Origin of the sequence: Novosphingobium sp. AAP83 (assembly GCF_001295795.1) — a bacterium.
Taxonomy (GTDB): domain Bacteria; phylum Pseudomonadota; class Alphaproteobacteria; order Sphingomonadales; family Sphingomonadaceae; genus Novosphingobium.
This window is the reverse complement of sequence record NZ_LJHY01000018.1, coordinates 78,893-104,623: the sequence shown is the minus strand read 5'-3', so window position 1 is coordinate 104,623 and position 25,731 is coordinate 78,893. Positions and strand designations below refer to the sequence as shown.

Genomic DNA, 25,731 nt, shown 5'->3' with positions numbered 1-25,731 from the left:
CTGCGATGCAACTCCTTGGCCCCACATCAAACACGTTTATCTCGCAGCGCCAGCGGCTCCACTATGTGGATTGGGGGAATCCCGAGAAGCCCCCGTTGCTGCTGGTGCACGGCGGGCGTGACCATTGCCGTTCGTGGGATTGGACCGCAGAAGCGCTGCGCGAAGATTGGCACATCATCGCGATGGATCATCGCGGCCATGGCGATAGCGAATGGAATTCGGACGGCAATTACCGGACGATGGACCTTGTTTACGATCTTGCGCAACTGGTCCGGCAGCTAGATTTAGCACCGGTGACGATCGTTGCGCATTCATGGGGGGCCAATGTCAGCCTGCGCTATGCGGGGCTTTTTCCAGAAAACGTACGCAAGCTCGTGGCTATTGAAGGTATTTTCCCGACCAATGCGAGCGAGACGTTGATCAAGAATGTGCCGTTTGCGCGGCGGGTCCGCGAATACATCGGCGAAAAGCGCAAAGCAGCCGGGCTTATGCCGCGTCGCTATTCAACGCTTGAAGATGCCTATGCGCGAATGAAAGCGGCCAACCCTTATCTGACTGACGATCAGGCCCGACATCTGACGCTGCATGGCATTAATCGCAATGAAGATGGCTCATTCACTTGGAAGTTTGATCCGCATCTTCACGTCGATGGATCGCCTTACGATATTGCGCCCGGGTTTGTGCAACAGTTGTGGAGCGCGATTACGTGCCCGACGCTGCTGTTAAACGGGGCGGATTCATGGGCTGATAATCCTGATACAGATGGCCGGATCAAGCATTTCAAAACCGCGCAGGTGGTGGAGTTTGAAAACGCGGGGCACTGGTTGCATCATGACCAGTTCGACATGTTTATCAAAACGCTGAAGGATTTCCTCTGAGCGGCGTTACGCTCAAAGTCGCCAGTTACAACATCCATAAGGGCGTGGGGCTGGACCGCAAGCGCGATCCGGATCGTATCCTCAGGGTCCTGCGCGAAATTGATGCCGATGTGATCGCGCTGCAAGAGGCCGACCGGCGCTATGGTATGCGTGAAGCGGTGCTGCCGCGTGCGGCGCTGGATGATCACAGCCCATGGCAAGTGATTGAGCCCGGTCATTACGATAGCGCGCGCACCGCAGCGAGCATGGGTTGGCATGGCAATGCCTTGTTGGTGCGGCGTGATATTGAGGTGCTGGGTGCCTGCGCGGTGCCGTTACCGACCATCGAGCCGCGCGGCGCGGTTTGCGCTTCACTGCGCATAGCAGGCCAAGTGGTGCGGGTGATTGGCATGCATCTCGATCTGTCTGGTCTGCGGCGGTGGGCGCAAGTTGAGGCGGTGTGTTCGCACGTCGCGGACCATGCTGTACAAGGTCACGCCGTGATGATGGGCGACCTTAACGAGTGGTCAGTGAAGGGCGGCGCGTTAGCAGCGTTCCGCCCGCCATTGCGGGTTTTGGCACCGGGTCGCAGCTTCCCTTCGCGCCGGCCGCTGGCGCAATTGGACCGGATTGTGATCAGCCAAGGCTTCGAAGTTGAGGATGCAGGCGTACATCGTAGCGCCTTGGCGGCGGTGGGTTCTGATCATTTGCCGGTGTGGGCCAACTTGCGATTGCCTTGAATTTAGGCGGGCAGATGTGCCTAAACTTTAGGCATTGCTGAATTGTTGCTCAAGAATCGGGCGCGTTCAATTCATGCACGATCAACTTGGTTCCCATAAATACCTGATTCCGTGAAAAATACGTGTTTGGCATGACCCTTGCTTTACTACCTCTGCCGGCAGGTCGCCCGGCGTGAAGGTTCATGAAGGGGGGCGTGAATGAAATTCATCATAGCCATCATCAAGCCGTTCAAGCTCGATGAAGTGCGTGAAGCACTGTCGGCGCTTGGCGTTGCCGGGATGACGGTGTCGGAGGTCAAAGGTTTTGGTCGGCAGAAAGGCCAGACTGAAATTTACCGTGGCGCTGAATATTCAACCAATATGCTTCCAAAGGTGAAGATCGAAATCGCAGCTAGCGATGATCTTGCGCCGCAGATCGTGGAAACGATCCAGCAGGCAGCCAGCACCGAAGCTATTGGTGACGGCAAGGTGTTCGTGCTCGACCTCGCGTCGGCCACCCGCATCCGCACCGGCGAAACCGGGGATACCGCGCTGTGAGCGCGCCTTCCAATTCCGACCTTAGGGGAACCAACATGATCCGTAAGATGATCGGTGGCTTGGCTGGAACGGGCGCTTCGCTCTTCGCCGCAACAGCTGCTTTTGCACAGGATGGGCCGATCAAGGCGCCAACCGTTGAACAGATGGCCGGTATGGTCGATAAGGGCGATACGACCTGGATGCTCATCAGCTCCGCGCTCGTCCTTATGATGAGCGTACCTGCTCTTGCACTTTTCTACGGCGGTCTTGTCCGCACCAAAAATATGCTCAGCGTGCTGATGCAGGTGTTCATGATCGTTTCAGTCGCAGCGCTCGTCTGGGTAAGCTGGGGCTATTCGATGGCTTTCACCAGCGGCGGCCCGTTCGTTGGCGGTTTTTCGAAAATGTTCCTGATGGGCGTGGATGCCACGACCTATGCAGCAACCTTCTCGAACAACGTATATATTCCCGAATACGCGTTCGTGATCTTCCAGATGACCTTCGCTTGCATCACGCCAGCGTTGATCGTCGGTGCTTTTGCGGAACGTGTGAAGTTCAGCTCGCTGATGGTGTTCACGGTCCTTTGGCTGACCTGCATCTATTTCCCGATGGCGCACATGGTTTGGTACTGGGCTGGCCCAGACTTCCTGCCTGACGCTCCTACCGACGCCGGTTTCCTTTGGGCCATGGGCGCGCTGGACTTCGCTGGTGGCACGGTTGTGCACATCAACGCAGGTATCGCAGGCCTTGTTGGCTGCATCATGATCGGCAAGCGCATCGGTTTCGGCAAGGAAGCCACCCCGCCGCACTCATTGACCATGACCATGATCGGCGCTTCGCTGCTGTGGGTGGGCTGGTTCGGTTTCAACGCCGGTTCCAACCTTGAAGCCAACGGCGTAACCGCAGTTGCATTCATCAACACCTTCGTCGCCACCGCTGCCGCAGCCGTCTCCTGGGCGATTGTCGAACAGCTTCACCACGGCAAGCCTTCGATGTTGGGCGCTGCAACGGGTGCCGTCGCCGGTCTCGTCGCCATTACGCCAGCTTCGGGCCTTGGCGCTCCGATGACTTCGATTGTTCTCGGCCTCGTCGTCTCGCCCATCTGCTACCTGTTCGTCAGCACGCTGAAGAGCAAGCTGAAGTATGACGATACACTCGACGTGTTCGGCGTACACGGCGTGGGCGGCATCGTCGGCGCAATCGCCACCGGCATTGTTGCGGCTCCGTCGCTCGGTGGCCAAGGCGTGTTCGATTACACCGTGTTCCCTGCAGGCTTCGACGCTGACAGCTACAGCATCGGCACGCAGGTGATGACCCAGATCAAGGCTGTCTTGTTCACGGTCGTCTTCTCGGGCGTCGGCTCAGCGATCATCTTCTTCATCGTCGACAAGACCCTTGGTCTGCGTCCTTCGGAAGAATCCGAGCGCGAAGGTCTCGACATCTCCGAGCACGGCGAACGCGCTTACAACTACTGAGTTTTTACCGAATTGGCGGAGTGGGGGTTAACAGACCCTCTCCCTCTCAACACCCTCTCCGCCAAACCTTGTTCCTCCTGCGAACATACTAAGGCCGGAAGCGCTAGCCCGCTTCCGGCCCTTTTTTTGTTTTGCGATGGGCGGTCTTGTGAACCGTAAGTTTGCCATTGCGAGCGCAGCGCATAGCCGCTCTGGATTGCTTCGTCGGCTTCGCCTTCTCGCAATGACGAGGGTATGGGTTTCATTTCAAAAATTCCCTTTTTTGGCCCTGTTCCGGCGGGCCGCTTGCCGCAGGGCTGCGCAAACACTAAAGCCCCCACACTATGGCAAACGCACCGCAACCCAAGGACTGGATCCTCGGCATTCACGCTTATGTTCCCGGCAAATCGACCGGGGCCGACGGCAAAGTGCTGACCAAGCTTTCCGCTAATGAAAATCCGCTGGGCAGCAGCGCCCAGGCCTTGGATGCGCGCCTCCATCTGGGCGATCCGGCGCGTTATCCTGATCCCGACAGCGTTGAACTGCGCCGCGCGATTGGCGAGGTGCATGGCATTGATCCCGCGCGCATCGTGATGGGCACAGGGTCTGACGAATTGCTGAATCTTGCAGCCCAAGCCTATGCTGGCCCCGGCGATGAAGTGCTTTACGTTCGCTATGGCTTTTCGGTTTACGACATTGCCGCGCGGCGTTGCGGCGCGGTGCCGGTTATCGCACCCGATGCCGATTACGGCACGGATGTTGATACGCTGCTGGCCTGCGTGACCGAACGCACGCGGGTGGTGTTTCTGGCCAATCCCAACAATCCCACCGGAAGCTGGCTACCCCGCGCGGAAATCGCGCGGCTGCACGCCGGATTGCGCAGCGATATTCTGCTGGTGCTTGATGGCGCTTATGCCGAATACCTTGATCCCGAGCATGATGACGGCGCGCTGGAACTGGCGGCCAATGCGAGCAACGTGCTGGTCACGCGCACGTTCTCGAAAATCTATGGCCTTGCCGGAGAGCGGATCGGCTGGGGCACCGGTCATGCCGATGTGGTTGATATGCTCAACCGTATACGCGGGCCGTTCAATATCTCGATCAGCGGACAGGCAACCGGCCTTGCCGCAGTGCGCGATCAGGCCTTTGTCGAAGCATCGCGCCGCCACAATGCCGAGCAGCGCGCGCGTTTTGTCGAAAAGCTGGAGGCGTTGGGCAATCATGGCGTGCGGCCATTGCCGAGCCAAGCCAACTTTGTGCTGATCCTGTTTGAAGGCAAACTAAGCGCGGAAGCGGTCTATACCGGTCTGATGGACCACGGTTACATCACGCGCTGGTTGCCGGGGCAAGGCCTGCCGCAAGGCCTGCGCATCACCATCGGCACGCCCGAACAGATGGACGAGATTGCCGCCGCGATCCGCGCGATGTGCGAGGCTACGAAGTGAGCGCTGCATCCTTTGCCCAAGTGACGATTGTCGGTTTGGGATTGCTTGGTGGGTCGGTAGGCCTTGCGGTGCAGCGGCATATGCCGGGCGTGCGCGTGGTCGGGTATGATGCCGATGCCGACGTGCGCGGCCAGGCGCGCGAATTGGGCCTTGCGCACAGCATTGCCGAAACGCCGGTCGAGGCCGCACAAGGCGCTGATCTTGTGATACTCTGTGTGCCAGTAGGCGCGATGGGCGCAGCCGCTACGGCGCTGGCGGGAGGCTTGTCTCCTGATGCGGTGATCAGCGACGTCGGCTCGTCCAAGGGTTCGGTTGCGCGCGCTTTGGCCGAGGCTTTGCCGGGCCACCATATCATCCCCGCGCATCCGGTAGCGGGCACCGAACGCAGCGGGCCGGACGCGGGCTTTGCTACGCTGTTCGTCAACCGCTGGTGCATCGTCACCCCGCCGGACGACGCCGATCCTGCGCTGGTGGCGCGCGTCGTGGCGTTCTGGGAGGCGCTGGGCGCGCGGGTCGAGACGATGGATGCCGATCATCACGACAAGGTTTTGGCCGTGACCAGCCACTTGCCGCACCTGATCGCCTATACCATCGTCGGCACCGCGTCCGATCTTGAGGCGGTAACGCAGAGCGAAGTGATCAAATACTCTGCCGGTGGCTTCCGCGATTTCACCCGCATTGCCGCATCCGATCCGACGATGTGGCGCGATGTGTTCCTTTCGAACCGCGATGCCGTGCTGGAAATGCTCCAGCGCTTCACCGAGGACTTGACCGAATTGCAAAAAGCCATCCGCAAGGGCGATGGCGATGCCCTGTTCGATCAATTCACCCGCACCCGCGCGATCCGGCGCGGTATTATCGAGATGGGCCAAGACGATGCACGGCCAGACTTTGGCCGTTCGGATCACAGCGGCAAAGCGTAACCCTCGATAGTTCTGGCCCAAACAGGGCTTGAGATGGTCAATGCGCCGTTGACCGGTCAGATACTTACGGGGTAAGTACGCTGTCAGTACCTTTTGGAGGCGCTGCCATGAAAGATGCTGTGTTTACGATGAAGCTGGAACCGGACTTGCGGGCTGCATTTATGGCAGAGGCCGAGGCCAGCCACCGCCCGGCATCGCAAGTGGTGCGCGAGTTCATGCGTGCATTCGTCGATGAACAAAGAGCAAAGCGCGAGCATGAGGATTTCCTCCAGCGCAAAGTGGAAGCTGCGCGCGCCGCGATGCAGAGTGGATCGGGCCGCACGAATGAAGAAGTCGAAGCTGTGTTTGCTGCCCGGCGTGCTGCCCATTCGTGAAAATAGTCTGGACGCCTCAGGCCGAACAGGATCGCAATGCGGTCTGGGACTATCTTGTTGAATACGATGTTGCCGCCGCGCTTCGCATCGATCAGCTTATCAGCGATTGTGTCGCCCGATTGGCGGATTTCCCCACGCTGGGCCATGTTGGTGCCGTTCCCGGAACGCGTGAGTTAACACCTCACCGGAGCTATCGCATTGTTTATGAAATTGCCGATGACACGGTCTGGATACTGGTCGTCATCCACACGGCCCGGCAGTGGCCGCCTTTGCTTGATTGAAGCAGACTTCGAACGGGCGTTCTGACCTCTATCCGCGTGCAGGGTTAACCAAACAAAAACAGCAGTGCAACGCCGGACATGACCGCAGTCGATAGCCAGCCGCCGATGGCAAGGCTGCCCGGGATGGTGAGGCGGCCCATGATGCGCGGGTTGCGCGCGATCATCATGGTGACGATCATCAGCGGCGGGGCGAGCAGGCCGTTGATCACGGCGGACCAATAGAGCGCGCGCATCGGATCAATGCCGGTGAAATTGAGCGCAACGCCGCCCAGCGTGGCCAATGCGATCACGGCATAGAAGGCTTTGGCTTCGCGCGGTTTGCGATCGAGGCCTTCTGTCCACTTGAATGTCTCGCTGACGGCATAGGCGGCGGAACCGGCCAGCACCGGCACGGCGAGCAGGCCTGTCCCGATGATGCCCAGCGCAAACAGGGCAAAGGCAAATTCGCCCGCGATGGGGCGCAGCGCCGATGCGGCTTGCTGGGCGGACTGGATATCGGTCATGCCGTTGGCGTGGAGCGTGGCGGCGGTTGCCATCATGATCGACATTGCGGTGATGTTGGAAAAGCCCATGCCGAACAGCGTATCGTTGCGGATGCGGCGCAGTTCCGGCCCTGCCTCGCGCGGGGTGATGCACAGCGGCTTGGCGTGGCGGCGCTTGCGCTCTTCCACTTCCTGCCCGGATTGCCAAAAGAACAGGTAGGGGCTGATCGTGGTGCCGAAGATCGCGACCAGCGCCATCGTGTGATCATTGTCGAGCGCGAAGGTTGGCACGGTGAGGCCGCGCACAGCATCCGCCCAATTAACATCGGCGACGAGCACGACCGCGATGTAAGAGAACAGCGAGAGTGTGGTCCATTTGAGGATGCTGGCATAACGCTCATAACTGACCAGAACTTCGGCCAGAATGCTGGCCAGCCCGAACAGAACGACGAACAGGTGCACCGGCCCCGGCAGCAAGAGCGCCAAAGCTGCGGCCATGGCACCAAGGTCTGCGCCCAGATTGATCACATTGGCCACGACGAGCAGCGTGACCATCGTGCGCAACAGTACCGGTGAGTAATGGCGGCGCAGGTTGTGCGCGATGCCTCTGCCGGTTGTGGCCCCGATACGTGCGCAGATTGATTGGATCGAGATCAGCAGGGGCAGCGCCATGACCATTGTCCAAGCCATGCTATAGCCGAACTGTGCGCCGATCTGGCTATATGTGCCGATGCCGGAAGGATCATCGTCCGCTGCCCCGGCAATCAGTCCGGGGCCGAGATTGGCCAGAAGCGGGTGGTCTTCTTGCGTTGAACTGTTCGCGTTATCCACGGTCAACCGTTCAGAGCATTGATGGCGGCTTCAACGCGGGCTTCGATTTCTTCGCGAGGCAGGCCGGGCGGTATCTCTTCGCCGAAGAGGTAGCGGACCGTGCCGGGTTGCTTCCATCGGCGATGATAGAGCGCGCCGGTATCAACCGCGACGGGGATGACGGGCAGGCCTAGCAACTTATAGATCCCGGCAAAGCCTGATTGCAGTGCGCGGCGCTGGCCGTGGGGAATGCGGGTTCCTTCGGGGAAGATCACCAGCGGGCGGCCTTCGGCAATGCGTTGGCGGGCTTCGCTGAGCATCGCGCGCAAGGCTTTGGCCCCGCCATCGCGATTGACCCCGATCAGGCCGAAACGCGCAGCAGCAGGGCCCCAGCCGGGGATGCGCAAAAGCTCGGCTTTGGCAAAGACGACCGGATTGAGGAACAGCCACGGCATTTCAATGGCTTCGAAAAAGGCTTCGTGTTTGACCGCGTAAAGCACGCCGGAGCGGAACACGGGGTTTTCGAGTTCTACCTTGATGCCAAGGATATAGCGGCAGCACAGGCGATGCCAGTGGCTCCATCCGCGCACGATCCGGCGGAGCGTTGGCACCGACAGCTTCATCACCGCCAGTGCGCTCAGCACATAGGGCACCGATAGCGTATAAAATACGGCATAGAACAAGAGGCTACGCAGGATAGACACCAGATTGCGTATCATTACCAGCCTATGGTCCAGGCTAGCAGCCGCGCCACCAACTTGTTGTATTCAAGGAAGAGAATGCGAAAACTGGGGCGCGAGACGACCGCATCTTTGATGATAACGGTGCCTTCGGGCGCTTCTTCGGCAATATCGAAAATCGCGCGGCGCATGTGCCAGTCGGTTGTGACCACGCGGATGGATTTAAGCTTGTTGTCCTTGATCCAGCGCGCGGTTTCCAGCGCATTGGAGCGGGTATCGACGGCATCGTAGCCCAGCGTGATGCAGCAGGACATCTGACCGGAGGGTACTTTGTATTCGGCGGCGAATTCGCGCGGGCGTACTTCGCGGTCTACGCCTGATACGAGCAATCTTTTGGCCGTTCGCGCTTCGAGCAGTTGCAAGGCGCGCGGGATGCGTCCGCCGCCGCCGGTTAGCGCGACAATGCCATCAGTGCGGGCTGTTGCTTCAGCGTGGCGAGGCAGAGCCATGGCGAACCATATGAAGCCCAGTGCCCAGATCACCAGCAACAGCGAAAGCAGCCTGCGGAAGATGCCACGCTGTGTCACAGCATGCCCCGCAGCGCAGCCAGCACGGTAAGCCGCGCCGTGATGACGGCGAGCAGGACACCGGCGAGCGGGATGCAACAGATAATCAGCCAATCCGACACCCCGAGGCCGACAGATGTCATCATGCCCGAGCCGAGCGCGGCGAACTGGTGGCCCAGCAGCGAAATCGCGACCAGCCCCAGCAGCAAACCGCCAATGCCGCCCGCCGCCGCATCGACCGCCATGGAGCGCTGGAAGATGCGGGCGATCTGGGTATCAGTACCGCCGAGCATGTGGACGATCTCTATCGTGCTGCGATGATTGCCAAGCGCATTACGCGATGCGAGCAAAACGGTGGCGACCGTGGCGAAAGCCAACAATGCGATCAGGCCGCCTGCCAGCCATTGCAGCCCGCCAATCGCCTCGAAAACGGGGGCGAGCCACGCGGCCTGGGCATCGATTCGTGCCGCAGGTGCAGGGGATTTGAGGCGCTCGCGCAAAGCTTCGAGTTGCGCCTGATTGGCCGCATCTGACAGGCGGACATCGATCAGCGCAGGCACGGGCAGGGCGTTGATATCATCACCGGCATTGGTGCCCAGCCAAGGTTCGACCAAAGCATCGAGTTCGGCCTGAGGGACGAGGCGTGCAGACAATATGCCTGGCGCACTTTGCACGCTGGCAAGCGCTGCTTGTGCCTGCCGGTCGCGTTCTTTTGGGGCACCGTGGACGATCTGGACCGTGACGCCGCCGGCAACATCGACGCTGGCGACGCGGGCGGTATTGCGCAGGGCAAGGCCGCTGGCGGTGGCAACGACGGTAAGCCCGATCATGATCGCGATGACCCACGGCATCGGGCCGGACAGCTTGCCTTGCGGCAGCAACCGGCTTTCGGCGCGGGCACGTTCGCGCCATTCGCCGCGGACGGATTCCCATGCAGCGGGAAGAATGTTCATGCGCTGGGCAATTCGGGACGCGAGAGCGTGGAGCTTTTGCGTGGGGGATAGCGTAGTGCGCCGGTGGGGTCGGACAGGCGGCCCTTATCCAGCCGCATGATCAGCGATTCGGGCATCTTTTGAATCAGGTGAATATCGTGCGTGGCCACCACCACAGTGGTGCCCAAACGGTTCAGCGCTTCAAACAGGCGGAGCAGCTTTTCCGCCATATCGGGATCGACGTTGCCGGTCGGTTCATCGGCGATCAGCATATCGGGGCGGCCGATGACGGCGCGGGCGATGGCGACGCGCTGTTGCTCTCCGCCCGAAAGCGTTGCGGGGCGTGCATGGCTGCGATCACCCAAGCCCACCCATTCGAGCATATCGTTGACCGGGCGGACGATGTCTTTTTCGGGAACGCCAGCGACACGCAAAGGCAGCGCGACATTATCGAAGGCCGAGAGATGCTGGACCAGGCGGAAGTCCTGGAACACTACGCCTAGGCGGCGGCGGAAACTGGGCAGCCTTTCGCGCGGCAGGGTGATCGCGTCGGTGCCGAACATGCGGATCAGCCCGCGCGAGGGACGCTGTGACAGGTAGAGCAGTTTGAGCAGGCTGGTCTTGCCTGCGCCAGATGCGCCGGTGAGGAAATAAAAACGACCGGAAAACAGGGTGAAACTGACATCGGTCAGCACCTCTTTGCCTGTGCCATAGCGCAAGCCAACATTGTCGAAATGGACAATCTCTGCATCATCGGTTTGGTTCATGTGCAGAAGACTATATCCGGTTGTTGCGGGCATTTGGCTATGCCGAAATGGCTATACGCGGCAATCCATGTGGAAAAAAGGGTATGAAAGCGTTTCTTCGTGGTTGTTGCTATTGTTTCTTTCGCAAAGGACATGCTTTACCAAGATTATGATCATCGCGTGCCCAGCCTGTTCGACGCGCTATGTCGTCCCTGATACTGCAATCGGTGTGGACGGCCGTACCGTGCGGTGTGCCAAGTGCCGCCACTCTTGGTTCCAGCACGGCCCCGAGCTTGCCGAACGCCCAGTGGCGGACCCTGAGGCCAGTGTTAATGCGCAGCCTTCGCCAGCAACCCCGCCAGTTCCGCAACCAAGTGTTGCAGCGGCTGCCGCACCCAGGCTTGTGGCTGAACCCGACCTGCCATTCCGGCAGGCTGCGGAAGAGCCGCCAGCACCGCCGCCACTGCCGCGCTCTATCCGGCGCAGCAGCGAGGCAGATTTCGATGACGGGCATTCGCCGTTCGATCATGAACCGCCGTTCCGCCCACGGCGCAATCCGGCGAAGCTTTGGACAATTGCAGGGGTGGCCTTTGCGGTGTCGATTGCGGGACTGGGTGCTGCGGTGTGGCATTTCGGGGTGCCGCAGTGGCTACCCGGTGCCGGGCAGACCTTTGGCGCGGATCGGCCCGATCTGGAATTGTCATTCCCACCCGAAAAGCAGGATCGCCGCCAGTTGCCCAATGGCACGGAATACTTCGGTGCAAGCGGGACGGTGAGCAATGTGGGCAAAGATGTGCGCACAATTCCTGCGATCCTGATCGTTTTGCGCGATTCGCGTGACAAAATCGTGAAGACCTGGGAAGTTCCGGCACCGCAAGAAGAGCTTGCGCCGGGTGACAGCGTGACAATCAATGCCGCCGTGACTGATGTTCCCAAGAGCGCGAAGGTCGCCGAAATTGGCTGGAAGCCGGATTAATCACCGGGCGGGACATAAAAAAGTTCCGATGGTTGTTGCGCCCTTCAAACCTGTTTGCTAGTGGCGCGCTCCTACCCCCCACAGGGAGCCCTGCTTCGGTCAGGCACTCTGTATGATTATGCGGTCGTGGCGGAATTGGTAGACGCGCAACGTTGAGGTCGTTGTGGGCGAAAGCCCGTGGAAGTTCGAGTCTTCTCGACCGCACCATCACCCTTGAAATCCTCCTTATCCTGATGAAATCGCCAAAACTGGCGCGGGCTGTCTTGGCCAGCAGAAGGTTACATCGCCTCGTCCGGGGCTGCGAGCAAACATGTAGAAATATCCAAAAAAGAATCCACAACGGATTTAACCTTGTTTATGGCTTTCCATTCCGGTGATCGGGTTTGAGTCGTTGGCGGTGCATTCTTGTTGGGGGCAATAGCTTGGTACCTTCGGCGAAACTGGCTCGTGCCGGTTGGGCGCTTTGTGCGTTTGGTTCTGCACCCTTCATTTCGGGCGAGGCTTTGGCGCAAGCGGCACCGGGCCGTATCGCCCCTGAAACCCTGCGCCCGCAAACCCCGCAGACCGGGACCGACATCGTCCTGCCAGAAGTCCAGTTCGGTGCAGTCCCCGCAGGGGCTGCCGATCTGTCGGTCACGGTGTCTTCGATCGTAGTGGATGGCGGCACTCCTGAATTCCAGCCTGCGATTGATGAAGCGACGGCCACTGTCGTCGGCAAGCAGGTTACGATTGCCGAACTCTATGCCGTCGCGAGCCGGATCGAGGCGGCTTATGCGCGGGCAGGCCATGTTCTGGTGCGGGTGACGGTGCCGCCGCAGCGCATCCGTGATGGCGAGGCGTTCCGCATCATGATCGTCGATGGCTTCATCGAAGCAGTAGATGTCAGCGCGATCCCGGCTCGCGCGCGTGAGGCGGTACGCAGACGCGCGGCAACTCTGATCGGCGCGCGCGGGCTCACCCTGTCGAAGATCGAAAGGCATGTGCTGCTGGCAGGCCAGGTGCCGGGCGTGACCTTGCGCAGCACCTTGGTGCGCGGCGAGGCAGTGGGCGCGACCCGGCTGGTGCTCAATGCGGAATGGAAGCCGCTTGCGCTGACCGTCAGCGCCGAAAACAACATCGGCAGCGCCTTTGGCAATCTGGCATTTTCGGCGCAGCTTTCCTTGAACAACGTGTTCGGTCAGGGTGAGCAGGTTTATGCGCAGGCGACGACAGGGCGCGATCTGGGTACGTTATTCCAGCCCTTCCCGAACCGGCGCGTGGTTGGCGTTGGTGCAGTGGTGCCGCTGGGCGCAAACGGGCTGACGTTTAACCCTGAATATACCGTGGTCGATACCAACCCGATGGTACCCGCAAGGGCGTTGACGACCACCGGCAAGTTCAAGCGGGTCGCGCTGCGCCTACAATATCCGCTGGTCCACAGCCGCTCCCAAACGATCGATCTGACCGGCGGGCTTGATCTTGTCAGCGAATTGTCGGTTGCAAGCCAGTTTGGCGTGGCGCTTAGCCGAGACCGGCTGCGTATTGCCAACTTTGGTATCAAGTGGTCCGGGCGTGTAGGCAGCAATAGCGGCTTTACCAGCGACTTGCAGTTCAGTCAGGGCTTGGCTGGCCTTGGCGCGCGGACACAGGCTGATGCGCGGGCCAGCGGCACCCCGCTTAGCCGCCAGGGATCGCAGCCCGATTTCAGCAGGCTTTCTGCGCGGCTGCGGCTGGACCGGCAACTGGGCGCTGGCTTTACCGCCACCGGAATCGTGCGGGGGCAAACCTCTTTGAGCGGGGCGCTGCCGACGGTGGGGCAATTCTCGCTCGATGGTGGTGAAGGCCTTTCGGGCTTGTCACAAGGCAGCGTCAACGTGGATACCGGCATGGCCACCCGTGCGGAACTGTCACGCGCGGTTGCAATCGGCAAGAAGGCCCCGCTCGTGGTTACGCCCTATGGCTTTGCGGCTTATGCCACCGGCCGATTGAGCCAGCCGACCGTGGCTGAAGCGCGCAGCCGCGAAGGCTGGTCTGCCGGTGGTGGCGCGCGGGTGCTGTTGAATCCCGGCTTCGGCGGCGTGATCGGCTATGGGGCGGTCGAGGTGAGCCGCAACCATGTTTCGACAGTGCCAAGAGACACCACCCGCGTCGTAGCGAGCCTGTCTTTCCGGGTCTAAAGAACAACGGCACCGCGCTGGTTCAATTCGCGCCGCCGCCAGAAGGCGGCTTCCTCGTGCTGGTTGAACAGATCGGGCGGGATCGCCAGCGGACGCGGTGCCGCTTCCAGTTTCGGGCGCACGCGGTGCAGTCCTGGCAGGCCAATCTGCGTATCATATTCGGGGGTATCAAACGCCAGGTTATCGAAATCGTGGGCAAACGGTTCCTCGCCCAGTTCCTTGTAGAGTGCGGCGATGATCGCGCGCGGGTTGGCGGTCAGGCGTTCGTAATCGATCACGATCAGCGCCGGGGCCAGTGCGCTGAACCATGCCTCGCGCATCAGGCTCCATGGTTGGCCGATCAGCCCTTTTTCGGCGTTAAGCAGATAACTCGCCCGCTGGTAGAGTGATGATTCCGCCGGCAGCCCGGCAAACAGCGTACTTTGTTGCAGAGGGTTGGCGCGTACCAGCCGTTCGATACTGTCGATGATCCAGCCGACATGGCGCACGCAGCAGATTACCCGCGCGTCCGGGTAAAGCGCGCGAAGGATCGCCAGCTTGCCCGTCCACAACCGGTTGCTGTCAAAAGCCACACCGTCCGGTGCTGGCCGGTGATAGCCATCGACAAGGCTGCGCAGCACCCCGGCGCGGCGTTCGTCGTCGAAGAAGGTGGCAAATTCGCCCGCCCCCATGACCGGCAGCACGCCGTTGAACATGCCTTGCACCGGACTGACGACCCCTGCCGCAAAGCGCGGGTTCTGTGCCAGCAATGCGCTGAGCAGTGTCGAGCCGGACCGGGGAAGGCCCGAAATGAAATGGATCGGTGACCGGTTCACCAGTCCTCGCCTTTGGGCATCGCCTTTGGCTGTCATTACGATGCTTTCCTTTGTGCTGCGCCATGTGCGCTTCCCCGATGGAAGCAAGCCGGTTGCCCCACAGCAACCCGAATACGAGGGAAAGTCTCCATTCTGGACAAAAAATATTAATGGTAAGTAAACGAATTTTACATCTGGCAAAAGTGAGGCATAGTAAAGGTACTTAGTGAAATGCGCTTCTCTTCCGAGTCGCGCTTAAGTTTTGGGGCATTTCAAGACGGTAAATTGTTCACGCAGCAAGAATTTTCTGCGCGAAAATGGGTGGACCTGAGTGGGTTCAAGTCCCGGTCGAACAAGGCTGCTGCACCCCGGTGTAGCGGCCGAAATAGTTAATGTTTTTAGATGGGTCTGCCTGCCGAACCAATGCCCTTGTTTCAGAATTCCGTCGTCTACGTACGCAATACCCGGAGCCTAATTCGATGACCAACCGCTTCCTCCGTCGCAGCCTCGGCCTTTCGGGCAGCACCATCGCGATGCTTGCGGGGGGGCAAATGGCACCAGCGCATGCGGAGGATGTCCCTTCGACGGCCATGCCGACCGCCGGTAGCGTGGTGAGCGGAAGCGTGGCGCTGCCGGTGCCGACATTCGGTAACCAGACGGTTACCCAGACGAGCGAGCGGGCGGTAATCAACTGGGGCAGCTTTAGTGTTGGCTCGGGCCAGACGCTGACTTTTGCGCAGCCAAGCGTGAATTCGGCCACACTGAACCGGGTAACGGGCGATACCACTTCGACCATTGCGGGCACGGTCAATGCCACCGGCAGCGTGTTCCTCATCAACCCGAACGGCATCCAGATCACCTCATCGGGCGCGGTCAATGTCGGGCGCGGGTTTGTGGCATCGACGCTGGACATCAACGACGCCGACTTCATGAGCGGCCAGGGCACTTTCACCGGCAATGGCGGCCTTGTTAGCAACAGCGGAACGATCACCGTCACCGGCAGCGGCGGTTTCGTTGGTCTGCTTGGCGGTCAGGTCAACCATACCGGCCTGATCGCTGCTCCAGCAGGTCAGGTTACCATCGGCGCGGTGACCAAGGCGACGCTTGACCTTAACGGTGGTGGGTTTCTCAGCATCGCCCTGCCCGATGCGGCGCGGGTAAATGCCGATGGCACGGCCGCGCTGGTCAGCACGGCAGATGCGCAAAACGCGGTGCGCAACATCGTCAACCTGCCGGGCAGTGTCGCCGCGCAAAGCGCCAGCGGCAACAACGGCGATGTCACGCTTTCGGGCACGGTCGATGTTTCGAATGACGCCGGCAAGGGTGGCACGATCATGGCCATCGGCAACGCGATGACCGCCAACGGCACATTGCTGGCGCGCGCCACCGGGACAACCGGCGATGGCGGCTTTATCGAAACATCGGGCAACACGGTCGATTTCGCAGGGCTGACGGTTGACACGTCGGCGCGCGGCGGCGCGCTGGGCACTTGGTTGATCGATCCGGTTGACATTACGGTTGATGAAGCAGCGGCAGCAACGATCAGCAACGCGCTGGACACCAGCAACGTTTCATTGCTCACTACCGTCGACTCTGCCAGCGGCCCCGGCACGCAGTCCCCCGGCTCGGGCGATATCAACATCAACAGCGCGATTAGCTGGACCGGTAATGGCGAACTGACGTTAACAGCCTTTAACGAGATCAATTTCAACGCCTCGATCACCGGCAATAACGGCTCCCTCATTCTATCGGCCCGGCTGGTCAATCCGAACAGCGCTATTTCTGTAAACAACTTCTTGCTGCAAAGTGGTACCTGGTCCCAGAATTCCGCCGCATTGCCGGGCTTCACGGTGCATCGCGATTTCACCATTGCCCAGAACGGCACGGCCTTCTTCAACCGGGTTCTGGGTGGTGATGGCGAAGCGGCAACGCCCTTACAGATAGCAGACGTCTATGGCCTCCAGGGGTTGTTTGATAAAACGTCGGCGACGAGCATCGTACTGGCCAATGATATTGACGCCAGCGGCACGGAGTTCTGGAATGGCGGGGCCGGCTTCGACCCGCTGGGTGGCGAGACTTACGGATCTTTCACCGGCAGTTTCGATGGTCAGGGCCACTCGATCACAGGGCTGACCATCAACAGGGAGAATGCCGACAATATCGGCCTTTTCGGCAGGGTCTTCGGAGGTTCGATCCGGAACGTCGATCTTGTCAACGTGCAGGTAAACGGTAGAGTAAGCGTCGGTGGCCTGTTCGGCCACGCGGTTTTTGCAACAATCGAAAATGTATCCACATCCGGTCAGGTTACCGGGGGGGTCTCGGTTGGTGGCCTCGGTGGCTATGTCTACTCAGGCAGTGTCAGCAACGCCTCTTCATCGGCAACGGTGACTGGAACCCAGTCAAACTACAGCTTTGGTACAGGCGGGCTATTTGGTTATGCTAACGGCTCCACTATCAGCGGCTCCCACGCAACCGGCTCGGTCACTGGCGTTGATGCCTATTACACTGGCGGGCTTGTCGGGTTTTCTTCAGCTTACATCTCGAACTCATACGCCACGGGCAACGTCTCGATGTACGGTTATGGTGGTTATGTCGGTGGTCTGACAGGCTATAACGCAGGCGGCACAATCGTTGATTCGTATGCCAATGGCAATGTTGAAGCACACAATAGCTCCGGCAACAATGCAGGGGGGCTGACCGGCATCAATACCGGCACGATCGAACGCGCCTATGCCAGCGGGAATGTCAGCAACTCGGGCGGCGGCTTTACAGGCGGTCTTGTCGCCGACAATTATGGCTTGATAACCGATGCTTATGCCACAGGCGCGGTTACCCGCGCTAACCTTGATCTGCCTTACGCCTATTCCGGCGGTTTGGTTGGCACCAATTACGGTACAATCAACAGGACTTATGCCACAGGTGTGGTGGCATGGGACGGTAACAGTGCAGGTGGTCTGGTGGGCAACAACTATGGCCAGGTGGAGAACAGCGCCTGGTTAAGCGGCAATGCCAATGGCGATAGCTCCGCGACCGAGTTGACCGCGTTCGAGATGCAGGATTCAGGTTTCTTCCAGGGCAGCGGTTGGGATATCGCCAACACGGGCGGATCATCTTCCGTCTGGCGCATTTATGAAGGGCAAACCGCGCCGCTGCTGCGCTCCTTGCTCACCCCGCTGACCGTCGCCGCCAACAGCGCCACGGTCACCTATAATGGCTTTGCGCAAATGGTCACCGGCTATACGCCCTCGATCAGCGGTGCCAGTTTGCAGGGCAACGCAGTTTACAGTGGCGGCACCGGCACCAATGCCGGTAAGTATGATCATAGTGTCAGCGGGCTCTATTCAGGCCAGCAGGGCTACGACATCACCTTTGTGACGGGTGCGCTTACCATCAATCAGGCACTGTTGACCGCGATCACCTATTCGGTCGCCGATGCCACATCCACGTTCGGCACGCTGGCAACACTGGGCGCTGTAACGCTGAGCGGGCTGGCATCGGTTGACATCGGGAATGTCAGCGGCACGGTCGGGCTATTCTCAGGCCCTACAGAATATGCGCTCAGCGCCACGCTGGGCGCTGGCACGTACTCGCAGCGCGTCACCGGCCTCACCGGCAGCGCGGCCAGCAACTATACGATCGCCAGCAGTGGCAACACCGATGGCATACTGGTCGTCAACAAGCTGGCGCTGATCGGCACAATCGCCGAATCCAGCTCGACTTACGGCTCTGCGCTCGCCCCGGGGGCCGCGATCTTCACTAATATAGTTGCAGGGCACGAAGTAACCGGCAACGTCTCGATCGACACCACCGGCGTCCTCAGCAGCAGCGGCCACCTCAAGGCCGGATTCTACAACGGCGGCTATCCCGGCGGCCAGCTCGTCAGTTCGCTTAACGGGGCAAGCGCGGGCAACTATACATTCGATACCGTGGTCGGTGCTTACTTTGTCAACCAGAAGGTGATTGGCGCTTCCATCGCGTCGGCCTCGTCAATCTACGGCAGTGAATTCATTCGCGGTTCCGTTACACTGACCGGCTTGATCGACGGCGACGATGTCCAGTCAGGCGAGATGGAACTCGACACCGAAGGTCTGACCAGCAGCAGCGGCCACCTTAGGGTTGGGACCCATACCGAAGTGCAACGCCTGCTTTCCCTGGCTGGCACGGATTCTGAAAACTACGCGTTCAATAGCGTGCTTGGTGGCGATTATACCGTCACGCCCAAGGCGCTTGGCGGGTTTATCTCTACCGGATCCTCAACCTATGGAAATGATTTTGTCCTGGGTTCGGTAACGCTGGATGGCGTGATTGGCGGTGATTTCGTCTTCGGTGATAAGGTCTCCATCGACACCACCGGCAAGACCAGCAGCAGCGGTCACCTCAGGGCAGGCAGCTATACCGGCCTGCAAAGCCTGTCGTCGCTGACAGGCACTGATGCTGACAACTACAGCTTCGAAAACGTGGTGGGCGATTATACCGTTGATAAATTGTACTCCGACGGCTTCGTCCAGTCACTGGTCTCGGTCTATGGCGATGCTGTAAGAGGCTCGGAGGTGGTCCTGTACAATGTGATCGCGGGCGATATCGTTACACCCGAGACAACGCTTATCAACACCGATCACCTGCTCAGCGGCAGTGGCCACATCCGTGTCGGCTCGCATGGCATTGTCAGGGTTTCGGCCTTGGGCGGTGCTGATGGCGACAACTACGGCTATGCCGGTAATGACGGCTTCTACGATGTTACGCAGCGCGTGATCGGCGGCCCGATCAATGTCGGCAGATCGATTTATGGCGACGACCTAAGCGCATCGGAAGTTGCGCTGACCGGCGTGCTTGATGGTGATGCGGTATTTGCCCTAACATCGATCAATGCTAGCGACAGCCAAGTCAGTGGCGCTAACAAGTTGAAGGCCGGCTACCATATCGGTATCGTCAACGTCTCTGGTCTGGAAGGCAATGATGCCGGAAACTACATCTACCAAGGTGATGCCGGTGACTACCTCGTAGAAAAGCGGGCGCTTACCAATGGGTTTATCGGCACAGGTTTTTCGACATACGGCCAGCTTCTTGCAGTTGGCCCGGCGTTTCTTGATACTTTGTCCGGCGATCAGGTGGCCGGCAATGTCAGCATCGATACCGCCGGAAACACCAGCACCAGCGGCAACCTCAAGGCGGGTTATCACTTGGGCATCCAGTCGGTCTCGTCGATCGACGGTGCGGATGCGGACAACTATGAACTGGGCCGGATAACCGGCGACTACTTCGTCGAGAAAGCATTGCTCAACGGATTTATCCTCCCTGGTCAGACAACGTACGGCGAAACTCTCGTTACATCACCGGCGTATCTTTTTACCGAGTATAACTATTCGGCTACTAACAACACGTTTGCTTTTGATCAGGTTTACGGCACGGTCGCTATCAATACCGACGGCCTGACCAGCAGCAGTGGCAACCTGAGGGCTGGTTATCACGCAGGCATCCAGTCAGTCACGTCGATCAGCGGCGCGGACGCCGACAATTATGATCTGGGCGTCATAACCAGCGATTGGACGGTGACGCCCAAATTGATCAGCGCTTCGATTGAAGCGGGTTCGTCGGTCTATGGCGATGTACTGGCCCCCGGTGCCGCGACGTTGAGCGGCCTGATCGACGGTGACCAGGTTGACCCGGCCAACGTTATTGTCGACACGTCCGGCCTGACCAGCAGCAGCGGCAACCTGCGCGCTGGCACCCACACCGGTATCCAGCAGCTTGCCAACCTTTCCGGACTTGATGCAGCCAACTATATCATTGTGCCTCAGTCCGGTAACGACACCCCTGTGACGGCTGATTATACCGTCACCGCCAAAGTGGTGGACGCTACGATTGAAGCGGGTTCGTCGGTCTATGGCGAGGCGCTGACGCCGGGCGCGGTGACGCTGAACGGCGTGGTTGATGGCGATAGCGTCGGCGCAGGCAATGTGACGATCGACACCACCGGCCTCACCAGCACCAGCGGTTACCTCTGGGCGGCCCTGCATGTGGGTATTCAGCGTCTTGGCGATCTGGTCGGAGCGGACGCGGGCAACTACAGCTTTGCTGGCGCTTCCGGCGATTACACAGTCAAGCAGCGGGAGCTTGGCGGGTCCATCTCGGCCGGTACTTCGGTCTATGGCACGGGTCGTCTCAATCCCGGTGAGGTGACGCTTACCGGTGTGCTGGCTGACGATGTCGTAATCGGCAATGTCCGGGTTGATACTTCAGTCAGCCTGAGCAGCGCAGGCAGGCTCAATGCCGGTAGCTACCAGGGTATCCAGCATATCGGATGGTTCAGCGGAGCTGATGGCAGAAACTACACGGCGCCCAGTGTCCTTGGTGATTACACCGTCACCCCCAAGGCCTTGACCGCCAATATCGGAACCAGGACCGCGGTCTATGGCACGGCCTTTACCCTGCCCGATGTAGCGCTGTTCGGTATCTTGAGAGGTGACAGCGTCTCAACCGAAGTTACTGCCAATGACTCCGGCCTGCGCAGCTCCAGCGGTAACATCATTGCGGGCAAGCACAGCGGATTTATCTCGGCAAGCTCGAACCTCAGCGGCACCGATGCAGGCAACTATAGCTTTGCCGGCGCCTCGGGTGATTACATCGTCACGCCCCGCGCGCTTACCGCAACCATTGCCGATACCACTGCCATCTATGGTGACAGCATCACCGCGGGTGACCTGACCATGACCGGATTGCTGGATGGCGATATTGTCGTGACAGATAGTGTATCGATCAGTTCGACGGCCGGCTTGCGCAGCACAAGCGGTCAATTGCGGGCTGGTACGCATAAGAATATCCAGCAGGTCTCCAGCCAACTCTCCGGCCAAGATGCAGCCAATTACCTATTCCGGGGTGCGGCCGGCGATGTCACGATCACACCGCGCTCGATCACCGGCAGCCTCGAAACCGGCACTTCGGTCTATGGCCAACGGCTGACCCCCGGCAAGCTGACGCTTAACGGCCTGCTGGATGGTGACCTCGTTTCCGGCCCGATTGCGCAGGTTAACGTCACCGGCAACACAAGCGCCAGCGGTTTCCTGAACGCGGGCGAGTATACCGGCATTGTCAGCGTCGGCTCCAATCTCGGAGGAAGTGACAGGGCAAACTACAGATTTGCCGGTGCCACGGGCGATTATCAGGTGACCCAGGCGAACCTGAACATCACTTACACCGCCAGGAGCGCAAACCGCCGATATGGTGCTGCTGATCCGGTCTTTACCGGCGTTGCCAGCGCCAGCGGGCTTGCTCGCGGCGAAACGCTGGCTGATGTCACTACCGGCACCGCCACCTTTGCCACCGATGCCACTGCCACCACCAATGTCGGCAGGGCGGGGGTCTTTGGCTCGGGCCTTTCCGGCAACAGCGGCAACTACCGGTTCAATTTCGGACAGGCCGCGAACAATAGCACTGCGCTGAACATCACTCAGGCCACGCTGAACATCGTCGCCACCCCGCTGAGCCGCCGCTATGGCAGCGAGAACCCGCTGCTGGTCTACACCCAGACCGGACTGGTCAACGGAGATACCCTAACGGGCGCGCTGGCAACCACCGCCACGCAAACCTCGAATGTGGGCAGATATGCGATCACGCTCGGCACGCTGAGCGCAGGGGACAACTACCGGATCAGGTTCAACAGTTCGGTGTTGAATGTGACTGCCGCGACGCTGACCTACACCGCCGATCCGGTCTCGCGCCTGTTCGGCACGCCTAATCCGCTGTTGACCGGCACAGTCACCGGCTTCGTTCTGGAAGATACGCTGGCCTCTGCCACCACCGGCACCGCGCGCTTCAGCCCGGGCACCAACGGTCTCCTGACACCTGGCTCTTATGCCATCAATGGCGCTGGCCTGACCGCCAACAACAGAAACTATATCTTCGTGCAGGCTGCGGAGAACGCCACGGCGCTCACCGTAACTAAACCATAAAAATCAGGCTCTTAAAAGTGAGGGCCTAGAAAACCGGGGGCGGCGATACATATTGTGTCGCCGTCCAACCCGACCGAACATTTTTGCGGCGATGGAATCGATCAAGGCTCATGCTTGATCGGTGCCGGAGTTTTTACGCGAATTCCTCGATCCGAAACCCCTGCGCAAAGGCAATTGCTAGGCTTTGCGGATTGAGCCGGTCGAGCATGGGTAAGCGCCCCAACCGTTTGACCCCGCCCATCGCGCAGATCGTGGCTTCGCTGTCTTCCACGCCATCGCCAACAAAGGCGACGCCGTGGATCGTTACGCCGCGTGCGCGCAGCGCTTCGATGGTGAGCAGCGAGTGGTTGATCGTGCCCAGCGCCGTGCGCGCGACGATGATCACGGGCAAGTTCCACCATGCGAACACATCGGCATACGTGGTGTGGCGCGTGACAGGGACGAGCGCGCCGCCGGCGCCTTCGACGACCAGCGGGCGGACATCGGGCAAGGCCAATCGCGCAAGGTCTATCTCCACGCCGTCGATCTCTGCTGCGCGGTGGGGCGAGCAGGGGGTGTTGAGGCGGTAGGCTTCGGGTAGCACGTGCGCGGCGGGCAAGCCTGAAAGCCGGGCCACATGATCGCGGTCTGCGCCGTCATCAAGGCCTGCCTGCACGGGCTTCCAGTAATGTGCCTGAAGCGCTCCGGTGAGCGCGGCGGAGAAGATCGTTTTGCCGATACCGGTATCGGTGCCGGTGACGACGAACGCGCTCACTTCATTGCCTCGGCCAGCGCCGTGCCGAGCGCGTCGATGTCTCCTGAGGTGGCATTCAGCGTTAGTGATATGCGCAGACGGCTGGTGCCTTGGGGTACGGTGGGCGGGCGAATGCCGCGCACATCGAACCCGGCCTTTTGCAGCCTGGCCGCAACAGCCATCGTGCGGGCATCGTCATGCAGGATCAGCGGCAGGATTTGCGAGCCTGTGGCTTGCGCGCCATGGCGACCCAGCACGCGTTCAGCATGGGCAACCAGATCGTGCAGGGCATCGCGCCGGTCCGGTTCGTCGGCCAGCATGCGGATCGCTTCGCGCACCGCTGCGGCGACCAGCGGCGATGGCGCGGTCGAGAAGATGAACGGGCGGCCACGGTTGACGAGGAAATCACGCACCACACGCGGCGCGAGGACGAGCGCGCCTTCGCAGCCCAAAGCCTTGCCGCATGTGCGCAGCACGATGGTATCGGGCCGCCCGTCAAGATCAGCCGCCAGACCGCGCCCGTCGCGTCCGAACACGCCGGTTGCATGGGCTTCGTCGATCAGCATCACCGCATCGTGGCGCTCCGCCATTGCGGCCATATCAGCGACGGGGGCCATATCGCCGTCCATCGAATAGAGTGTTTCAAACGCCAGCCAGATGCGCCCGGCATTGCCCGCCGCGCGCCATTCACGCGCCACATCATCAAAGCTTTGTGCGTCGTTGTGGACGGCGCTCAAAGCCGTGGCGCGGGTGAGGCGCAGGCCTTCGTGCATCGATGCGTGGACGAGTTCATCATAGACGATCAGATCGCCGCGCTGCGGCAGTGTGGACAGCAGCGCGACATTGGCGGCATAGCCCGCCGAAAAGAACAGCGCCGATTCACTGCCGAAAAAGCGCGCGGCTTCTTCTTCCAACAATTCGTGTTCGGGGTCATTGCCGCGCAGCAGCCGCGATCCGCCCGAACCCAGCGGAACACCGCGCGCGATGGCATCTTGCACCGCCATGCCAAGGCGGGGTGAGGATGACATCGCGAGATAGTCATTCGAGGCAAAATCGATGCCCCGGCGGGGGGTGAGCGAACGCAGCCGAGCCTTTTCGCCCAGCGCCGCCAGATCGGCGGTGTGGGCGGACCAGATGTTGCCCGTGCGGGTCGATGCGTTAGCCATCAGGCCGCGCAGCCTCCTGAACAGCCCCCTACAGCTTTCATCGCACGAAGCGGCTCTTCGCCTTCCATCGGCTTGAGGCCAAGGCGCGCCATCATCGCGGCATCGGCATCATCGCCCGCATTGGCGGCGGTGAGCAGCTTATCGCCCGTAAAGATCGAGTTCGCCCCTGCCATAAAGCACAGCGATTGGGTCGCCTCGCTCATCGATTCACGGCCAGCAGAAAGGCGCACCATCGACAGCGGCATGGTTATGCGCGCTACGGCCACGGTGCGCACGAATTCGATGTCATCGATCTTGGCGAGCGGCGTATCGGCGAGCATATTGCCCAGCACTGTGCCCTTGACCGGGACCAGAGCGTTGACCGGCACGCTTTCAGGGTGCTGTTCCATCGTGGCCAGCGCGTGGACGAAACCGACGCGATCGGCGCGGGTTTCCCCCATGCCGACGATGCCGCCCGAACAGACATTGATCCCTGCGCTGCGCACATTATCAAGTGTTTGCATGCGATCTGCGAACGTGCGCGTGGTGATCACATCGCCATAGCGTTCGGGTGATGTGTCGATGTTGTGATTGTAGTAATCTAGGCCCGCCTCGGCGAGTTGTTCGGCCTGACCCGGGGTGAGCATACCCAGCGTCATGCAGGTTTCGAGGCCCATTTCGCGAACGCCTTTGATCATCGCAATCACGGCGGGCATGTCGCGTTCCTTGGGATTGCGCCACGCAGCGCCCATGCAAAAGCGCTTGGAACCGGCATCGCGGGCTTGCGCGGCCGATTGCAGCACGGCCTGCACTTCCATCAGCTTGGTCGCCTCGACCCCGCTGTCGGCCTTGACCGATTGTGAGCAATAGCCGCAATCTTCAGGGCAACCGCCGGTCTTGATCGAGAGCAACGTGCAAAGCTGGATCTCGCCTGCGCGGTGATGCGCGCGGTGCACCTCGGCGGCGCGGAATAACAGTTCGGTAAACGGCAGATCAAACAGCGCGGCGATTTCCTCGCGCGTCCAATCAGAACGGACGCCGGTAGGAGCGGTGGTGTCGGCGATGATGGTGGCATCTCGCTGCATAAGCGCGGTTTCCTGCACGGTTGGCGTCCTTGTAACATATGGTCGTTGAGGCCCTTAGCGCAAATATCAGGACGTTGCGCCAGTGAA

The 25,731-nt window shown here is 60.3% G+C and carries 20 protein-coding genes and 1 tRNA gene; 12 read left to right on the top strand and 9 right to left on the bottom strand.

The window, feature by feature from the left end; translation table 11 throughout:
* The first annotated feature begins 5 nt into the window (after positions 1 to 5).
* The 8 genes from IP81_RS10110 (at position 6) to IP81_RS10075 (ending at position 6,590) form a co-directional block, all read left to right on the top strand.
* Positions 6 to 878, top strand: coding sequence for an alpha/beta fold hydrolase (locus tag IP81_RS10110; RefSeq protein WP_054107896.1), 873 nt, complete (start codon positions 6 to 8; stop codon positions 876 to 878).
* Entirely contained in the window at positions 875 to 1,597 is a 723-nt protein-coding gene (locus IP81_RS10105) for an endonuclease/exonuclease/phosphatase family protein (RefSeq protein ID WP_054107870.1), read from the top strand. The genes IP81_RS10110 and IP81_RS10105 overlap by 4 nt, the downstream gene beginning before the upstream one ends.
* A 198-nt stretch (positions 1,598 to 1,795) precedes the next feature.
* Positions 1,796 to 2,134: a P-II family nitrogen regulator gene (locus IP81_RS10100; RefSeq protein WP_054107869.1), complete on the top strand. Its 339-nt coding sequence runs from the start codon at positions 1,796 to 1,798 to the stop codon at positions 2,132 to 2,134.
* A 35-nt stretch (positions 2,135 to 2,169) separates the two neighbouring features.
* Positions 2,170 to 3,588: an ammonium transporter gene (locus IP81_RS10095; RefSeq protein ID WP_054107868.1), complete on the top strand. Its 1,419-nt coding sequence runs from the start codon at positions 2,170 to 2,172 to the stop codon at positions 3,586 to 3,588.
* 323 nt (positions 3,589 to 3,911) lie between these two features.
* The gene (hisC, locus tag IP81_RS10090; RefSeq protein WP_054107867.1) at positions 3,912 to 5,012 is read left to right on the top strand and encodes a histidinol-phosphate transaminase; all 1,101 of its coding nucleotides are present in this window, start codon (positions 3,912 to 3,914) and stop codon (positions 5,010 to 5,012) included.
* The gene (locus IP81_RS10085; RefSeq protein WP_157573163.1) at positions 5,009 to 5,935 is read left to right on the top strand and encodes a prephenate/arogenate dehydrogenase family protein; all 927 of its coding nucleotides are present in this window, start codon (positions 5,009 to 5,011) and stop codon (positions 5,933 to 5,935) included. The genes hisC and IP81_RS10085 overlap by 4 nt, the downstream gene beginning before the upstream one ends.
* A 107-nt stretch (positions 5,936 to 6,042) precedes the next feature.
* Positions 6,043 to 6,309, top strand: a complete 267-nt coding sequence (locus IP81_RS10080) for a hypothetical protein (protein ID WP_054107865.1) — start codon at positions 6,043 to 6,045, stop codon at positions 6,307 to 6,309.
* Entirely contained in the window at positions 6,306 to 6,590 is a 285-nt protein-coding gene (locus tag IP81_RS10075) for a type II toxin-antitoxin system RelE/ParE family toxin (protein WP_054107864.1), read from the top strand. Before IP81_RS10080 ends, IP81_RS10075 begins: the two co-directional genes overlap by 4 nt.
* 44 nt (positions 6,591 to 6,634) lie before the next feature.
* Here IP81_RS10075 and IP81_RS10070 read toward each other — a convergent pair whose 3' ends face one another.
* From IP81_RS10070 to ftsE, 5 genes are read right to left on the bottom strand one after another with little or no spacing between them, the layout of a single operon-like run.
* A complete protein-coding gene (locus IP81_RS10070) occupies positions 6,635 to 7,903 on the bottom strand; it encodes an NRAMP family divalent metal transporter (RefSeq protein ID WP_054107863.1) in 1,269 nt (422 codons plus the stop codon).
* Positions 7,904 to 7,905: 2 nt separating this feature from the next.
* Positions 7,906 to 8,586, bottom strand: coding sequence for a 1-acyl-sn-glycerol-3-phosphate acyltransferase (locus IP81_RS10065; protein ID WP_231626348.1), 681 nt, complete (start codon positions 8,584 to 8,586; stop codon positions 7,906 to 7,908).
* A gap of 14 nt (positions 8,587 to 8,600) precedes the next feature.
* Positions 8,601 to 9,149, bottom strand: a complete 549-nt coding sequence (locus tag IP81_RS10060; protein WP_231626346.1) for a YdcF family protein — start codon at positions 9,147 to 9,149, stop codon at positions 8,601 to 8,603.
* Positions 9,146 to 10,081: an ABC transporter permease gene (locus IP81_RS10055; RefSeq protein ID WP_054107861.1), complete on the bottom strand. Its 936-nt coding sequence runs from the start codon at positions 10,079 to 10,081 to the stop codon at positions 9,146 to 9,148. The genes IP81_RS10060 and IP81_RS10055 overlap by 4 nt, the downstream gene beginning before the upstream one ends.
* On the bottom strand, positions 10,078 to 10,827 hold the full coding sequence (ftsE, locus tag IP81_RS10050; RefSeq protein ID WP_054107894.1) for a cell division ATP-binding protein FtsE: 750 nt from the start codon (positions 10,825 to 10,827) through the stop codon (positions 10,078 to 10,080). The genes IP81_RS10055 and ftsE overlap by 4 nt, the downstream gene beginning before the upstream one ends.
* A gap of 148 nt (positions 10,828 to 10,975) precedes the next feature.
* On the opposite strand from ftsE, the gene IP81_RS10045 reads away from it, so the two are divergent.
* From IP81_RS10045 to IP81_RS10035, 3 genes are all read left to right on the top strand, one after another.
* Positions 10,976 to 11,782 (top strand): zinc-ribbon domain-containing protein, encoded by an 807-nt coding sequence (locus IP81_RS10045; RefSeq protein ID WP_054107893.1) that lies wholly within the window; start codon positions 10,976 to 10,978, stop codon positions 11,780 to 11,782.
* 120 nt (positions 11,783 to 11,902) lie between these two features.
* Positions 11,903 to 11,989 (top strand) — tRNA-Leu (locus tag IP81_RS10040).
* Between the two features lie 215 nt (positions 11,990 to 12,204).
* Positions 12,205 to 13,938 carry a ShlB/FhaC/HecB family hemolysin secretion/activation protein gene (locus tag IP81_RS10035; protein WP_054107860.1) on the top strand — a complete coding sequence of 578 codons (1,734 nt, stop codon included), beginning with the start codon at positions 12,205 to 12,207 and terminating at the stop codon, positions 13,936 to 13,938.
* Here the strand turns inward: IP81_RS10035 and IP81_RS10030 are convergent.
* Entirely contained in the window at positions 13,935 to 14,789 is an 855-nt protein-coding gene (locus IP81_RS10030; RefSeq protein ID WP_054107892.1) for a sulfotransferase, read from the bottom strand. The genes IP81_RS10035 and IP81_RS10030 overlap by 4 nt on opposite strands.
* Positions 14,790 to 15,211: 422 nt before the next feature.
* Here IP81_RS10030 and IP81_RS10025 point away from each other — a divergent pair, with 422 nt between their 5' ends.
* On the top strand, positions 15,212 to 22,681 hold the full coding sequence (locus IP81_RS10025) for an MBG domain-containing protein (protein WP_054107859.1): 7,470 nt from the start codon (positions 15,212 to 15,214) through the stop codon (positions 22,679 to 22,681).
* 133 nt (positions 22,682 to 22,814) lie between these two features.
* On the opposite strand, the gene bioD is transcribed toward IP81_RS10025, so the two are convergent.
* Genes bioD through bioB form a run of 3 tightly spaced genes read right to left on the bottom strand, consistent with a single transcriptional unit; the run spans position 22,815 to position 25,644 of the window.
* Positions 22,815 to 23,435 carry a dethiobiotin synthase gene (gene bioD / locus IP81_RS10020; RefSeq protein WP_054107858.1) on the bottom strand — a complete coding sequence of 207 codons (621 nt, stop codon included), beginning with the start codon at positions 23,433 to 23,435 and terminating at the stop codon, positions 22,815 to 22,817.
* Entirely contained in the window at positions 23,432 to 24,580 is a 1,149-nt protein-coding gene (locus IP81_RS10015; protein ID WP_054107857.1) for an 8-amino-7-oxononanoate synthase, read from the bottom strand. The genes bioD and IP81_RS10015 overlap by 4 nt, the downstream gene beginning before the upstream one ends.
* On the bottom strand, positions 24,580 to 25,644 hold the full coding sequence (bioB, locus tag IP81_RS10010) for a biotin synthase BioB (RefSeq protein WP_054107891.1): 1,065 nt from the start codon (positions 25,642 to 25,644) through the stop codon (positions 24,580 to 24,582). The genes IP81_RS10015 and bioB overlap by 1 nt, the downstream gene beginning before the upstream one ends.
* Positions 25,645 to 25,731 lie beyond the last annotated feature (87 nt).

Coding starts and splice junctions, on each gene's coding strand:
- IP81_RS10030 (WP_054107892.1), bottom strand. CDS start 14,789: ATGACAGCCAAAGGCGATGCCCAAAGGCGAGGACTGGTGAACCGGTCA.
- IP81_RS10080 (WP_054107865.1), top strand. CDS start 6,043: ATGAAAGATGCTGTGTTTACGATGAAGCTGGAACCGGACTTGCGGGCT.
- IP81_RS10055 (WP_054107861.1), bottom strand. CDS start 10,081: ATGAACATTCTTCCCGCTGCATGGGAATCCGTCCGCGGCGAATGGCGC.
- IP81_RS10110 (WP_054107896.1), top strand. CDS start 6: ATGCAACTCCTTGGCCCCACATCAAACACGTTTATCTCGCAGCGCCAG.
- IP81_RS10095 (WP_054107868.1), top strand. CDS start 2,170: ATGATCCGTAAGATGATCGGTGGCTTGGCTGGAACGGGCGCTTCGCTC.
- IP81_RS10025 (WP_054107859.1), top strand. CDS start 15,212: ATGACCAACCGCTTCCTCCGTCGCAGCCTCGGCCTTTCGGGCAGCACC.
- ftsE (WP_054107894.1), bottom strand. CDS start 10,827: ATGAACCAAACCGATGATGCAGAGATTGTCCATTTCGACAATGTTGGC.
- IP81_RS10100 (WP_054107869.1), top strand. CDS start 1,796: ATGAAATTCATCATAGCCATCATCAAGCCGTTCAAGCTCGATGAAGTG.
- IP81_RS10045 (WP_054107893.1), top strand. CDS start 10,976: ATGATCATCGCGTGCCCAGCCTGTTCGACGCGCTATGTCGTCCCTGAT.
- IP81_RS10015 (WP_054107857.1), bottom strand. CDS start 24,580: ATGGCTAACGCATCGACCCGCACGGGCAACATCTGGTCCGCCCACACC.
- bioB (WP_054107891.1), bottom strand. CDS start 25,644: ATGCAGCGAGATGCCACCATCATCGCCGACACCACCGCTCCTACCGGC.
- hisC (WP_054107867.1), top strand. CDS start 3,912: ATGGCAAACGCACCGCAACCCAAGGACTGGATCCTCGGCATTCACGCT.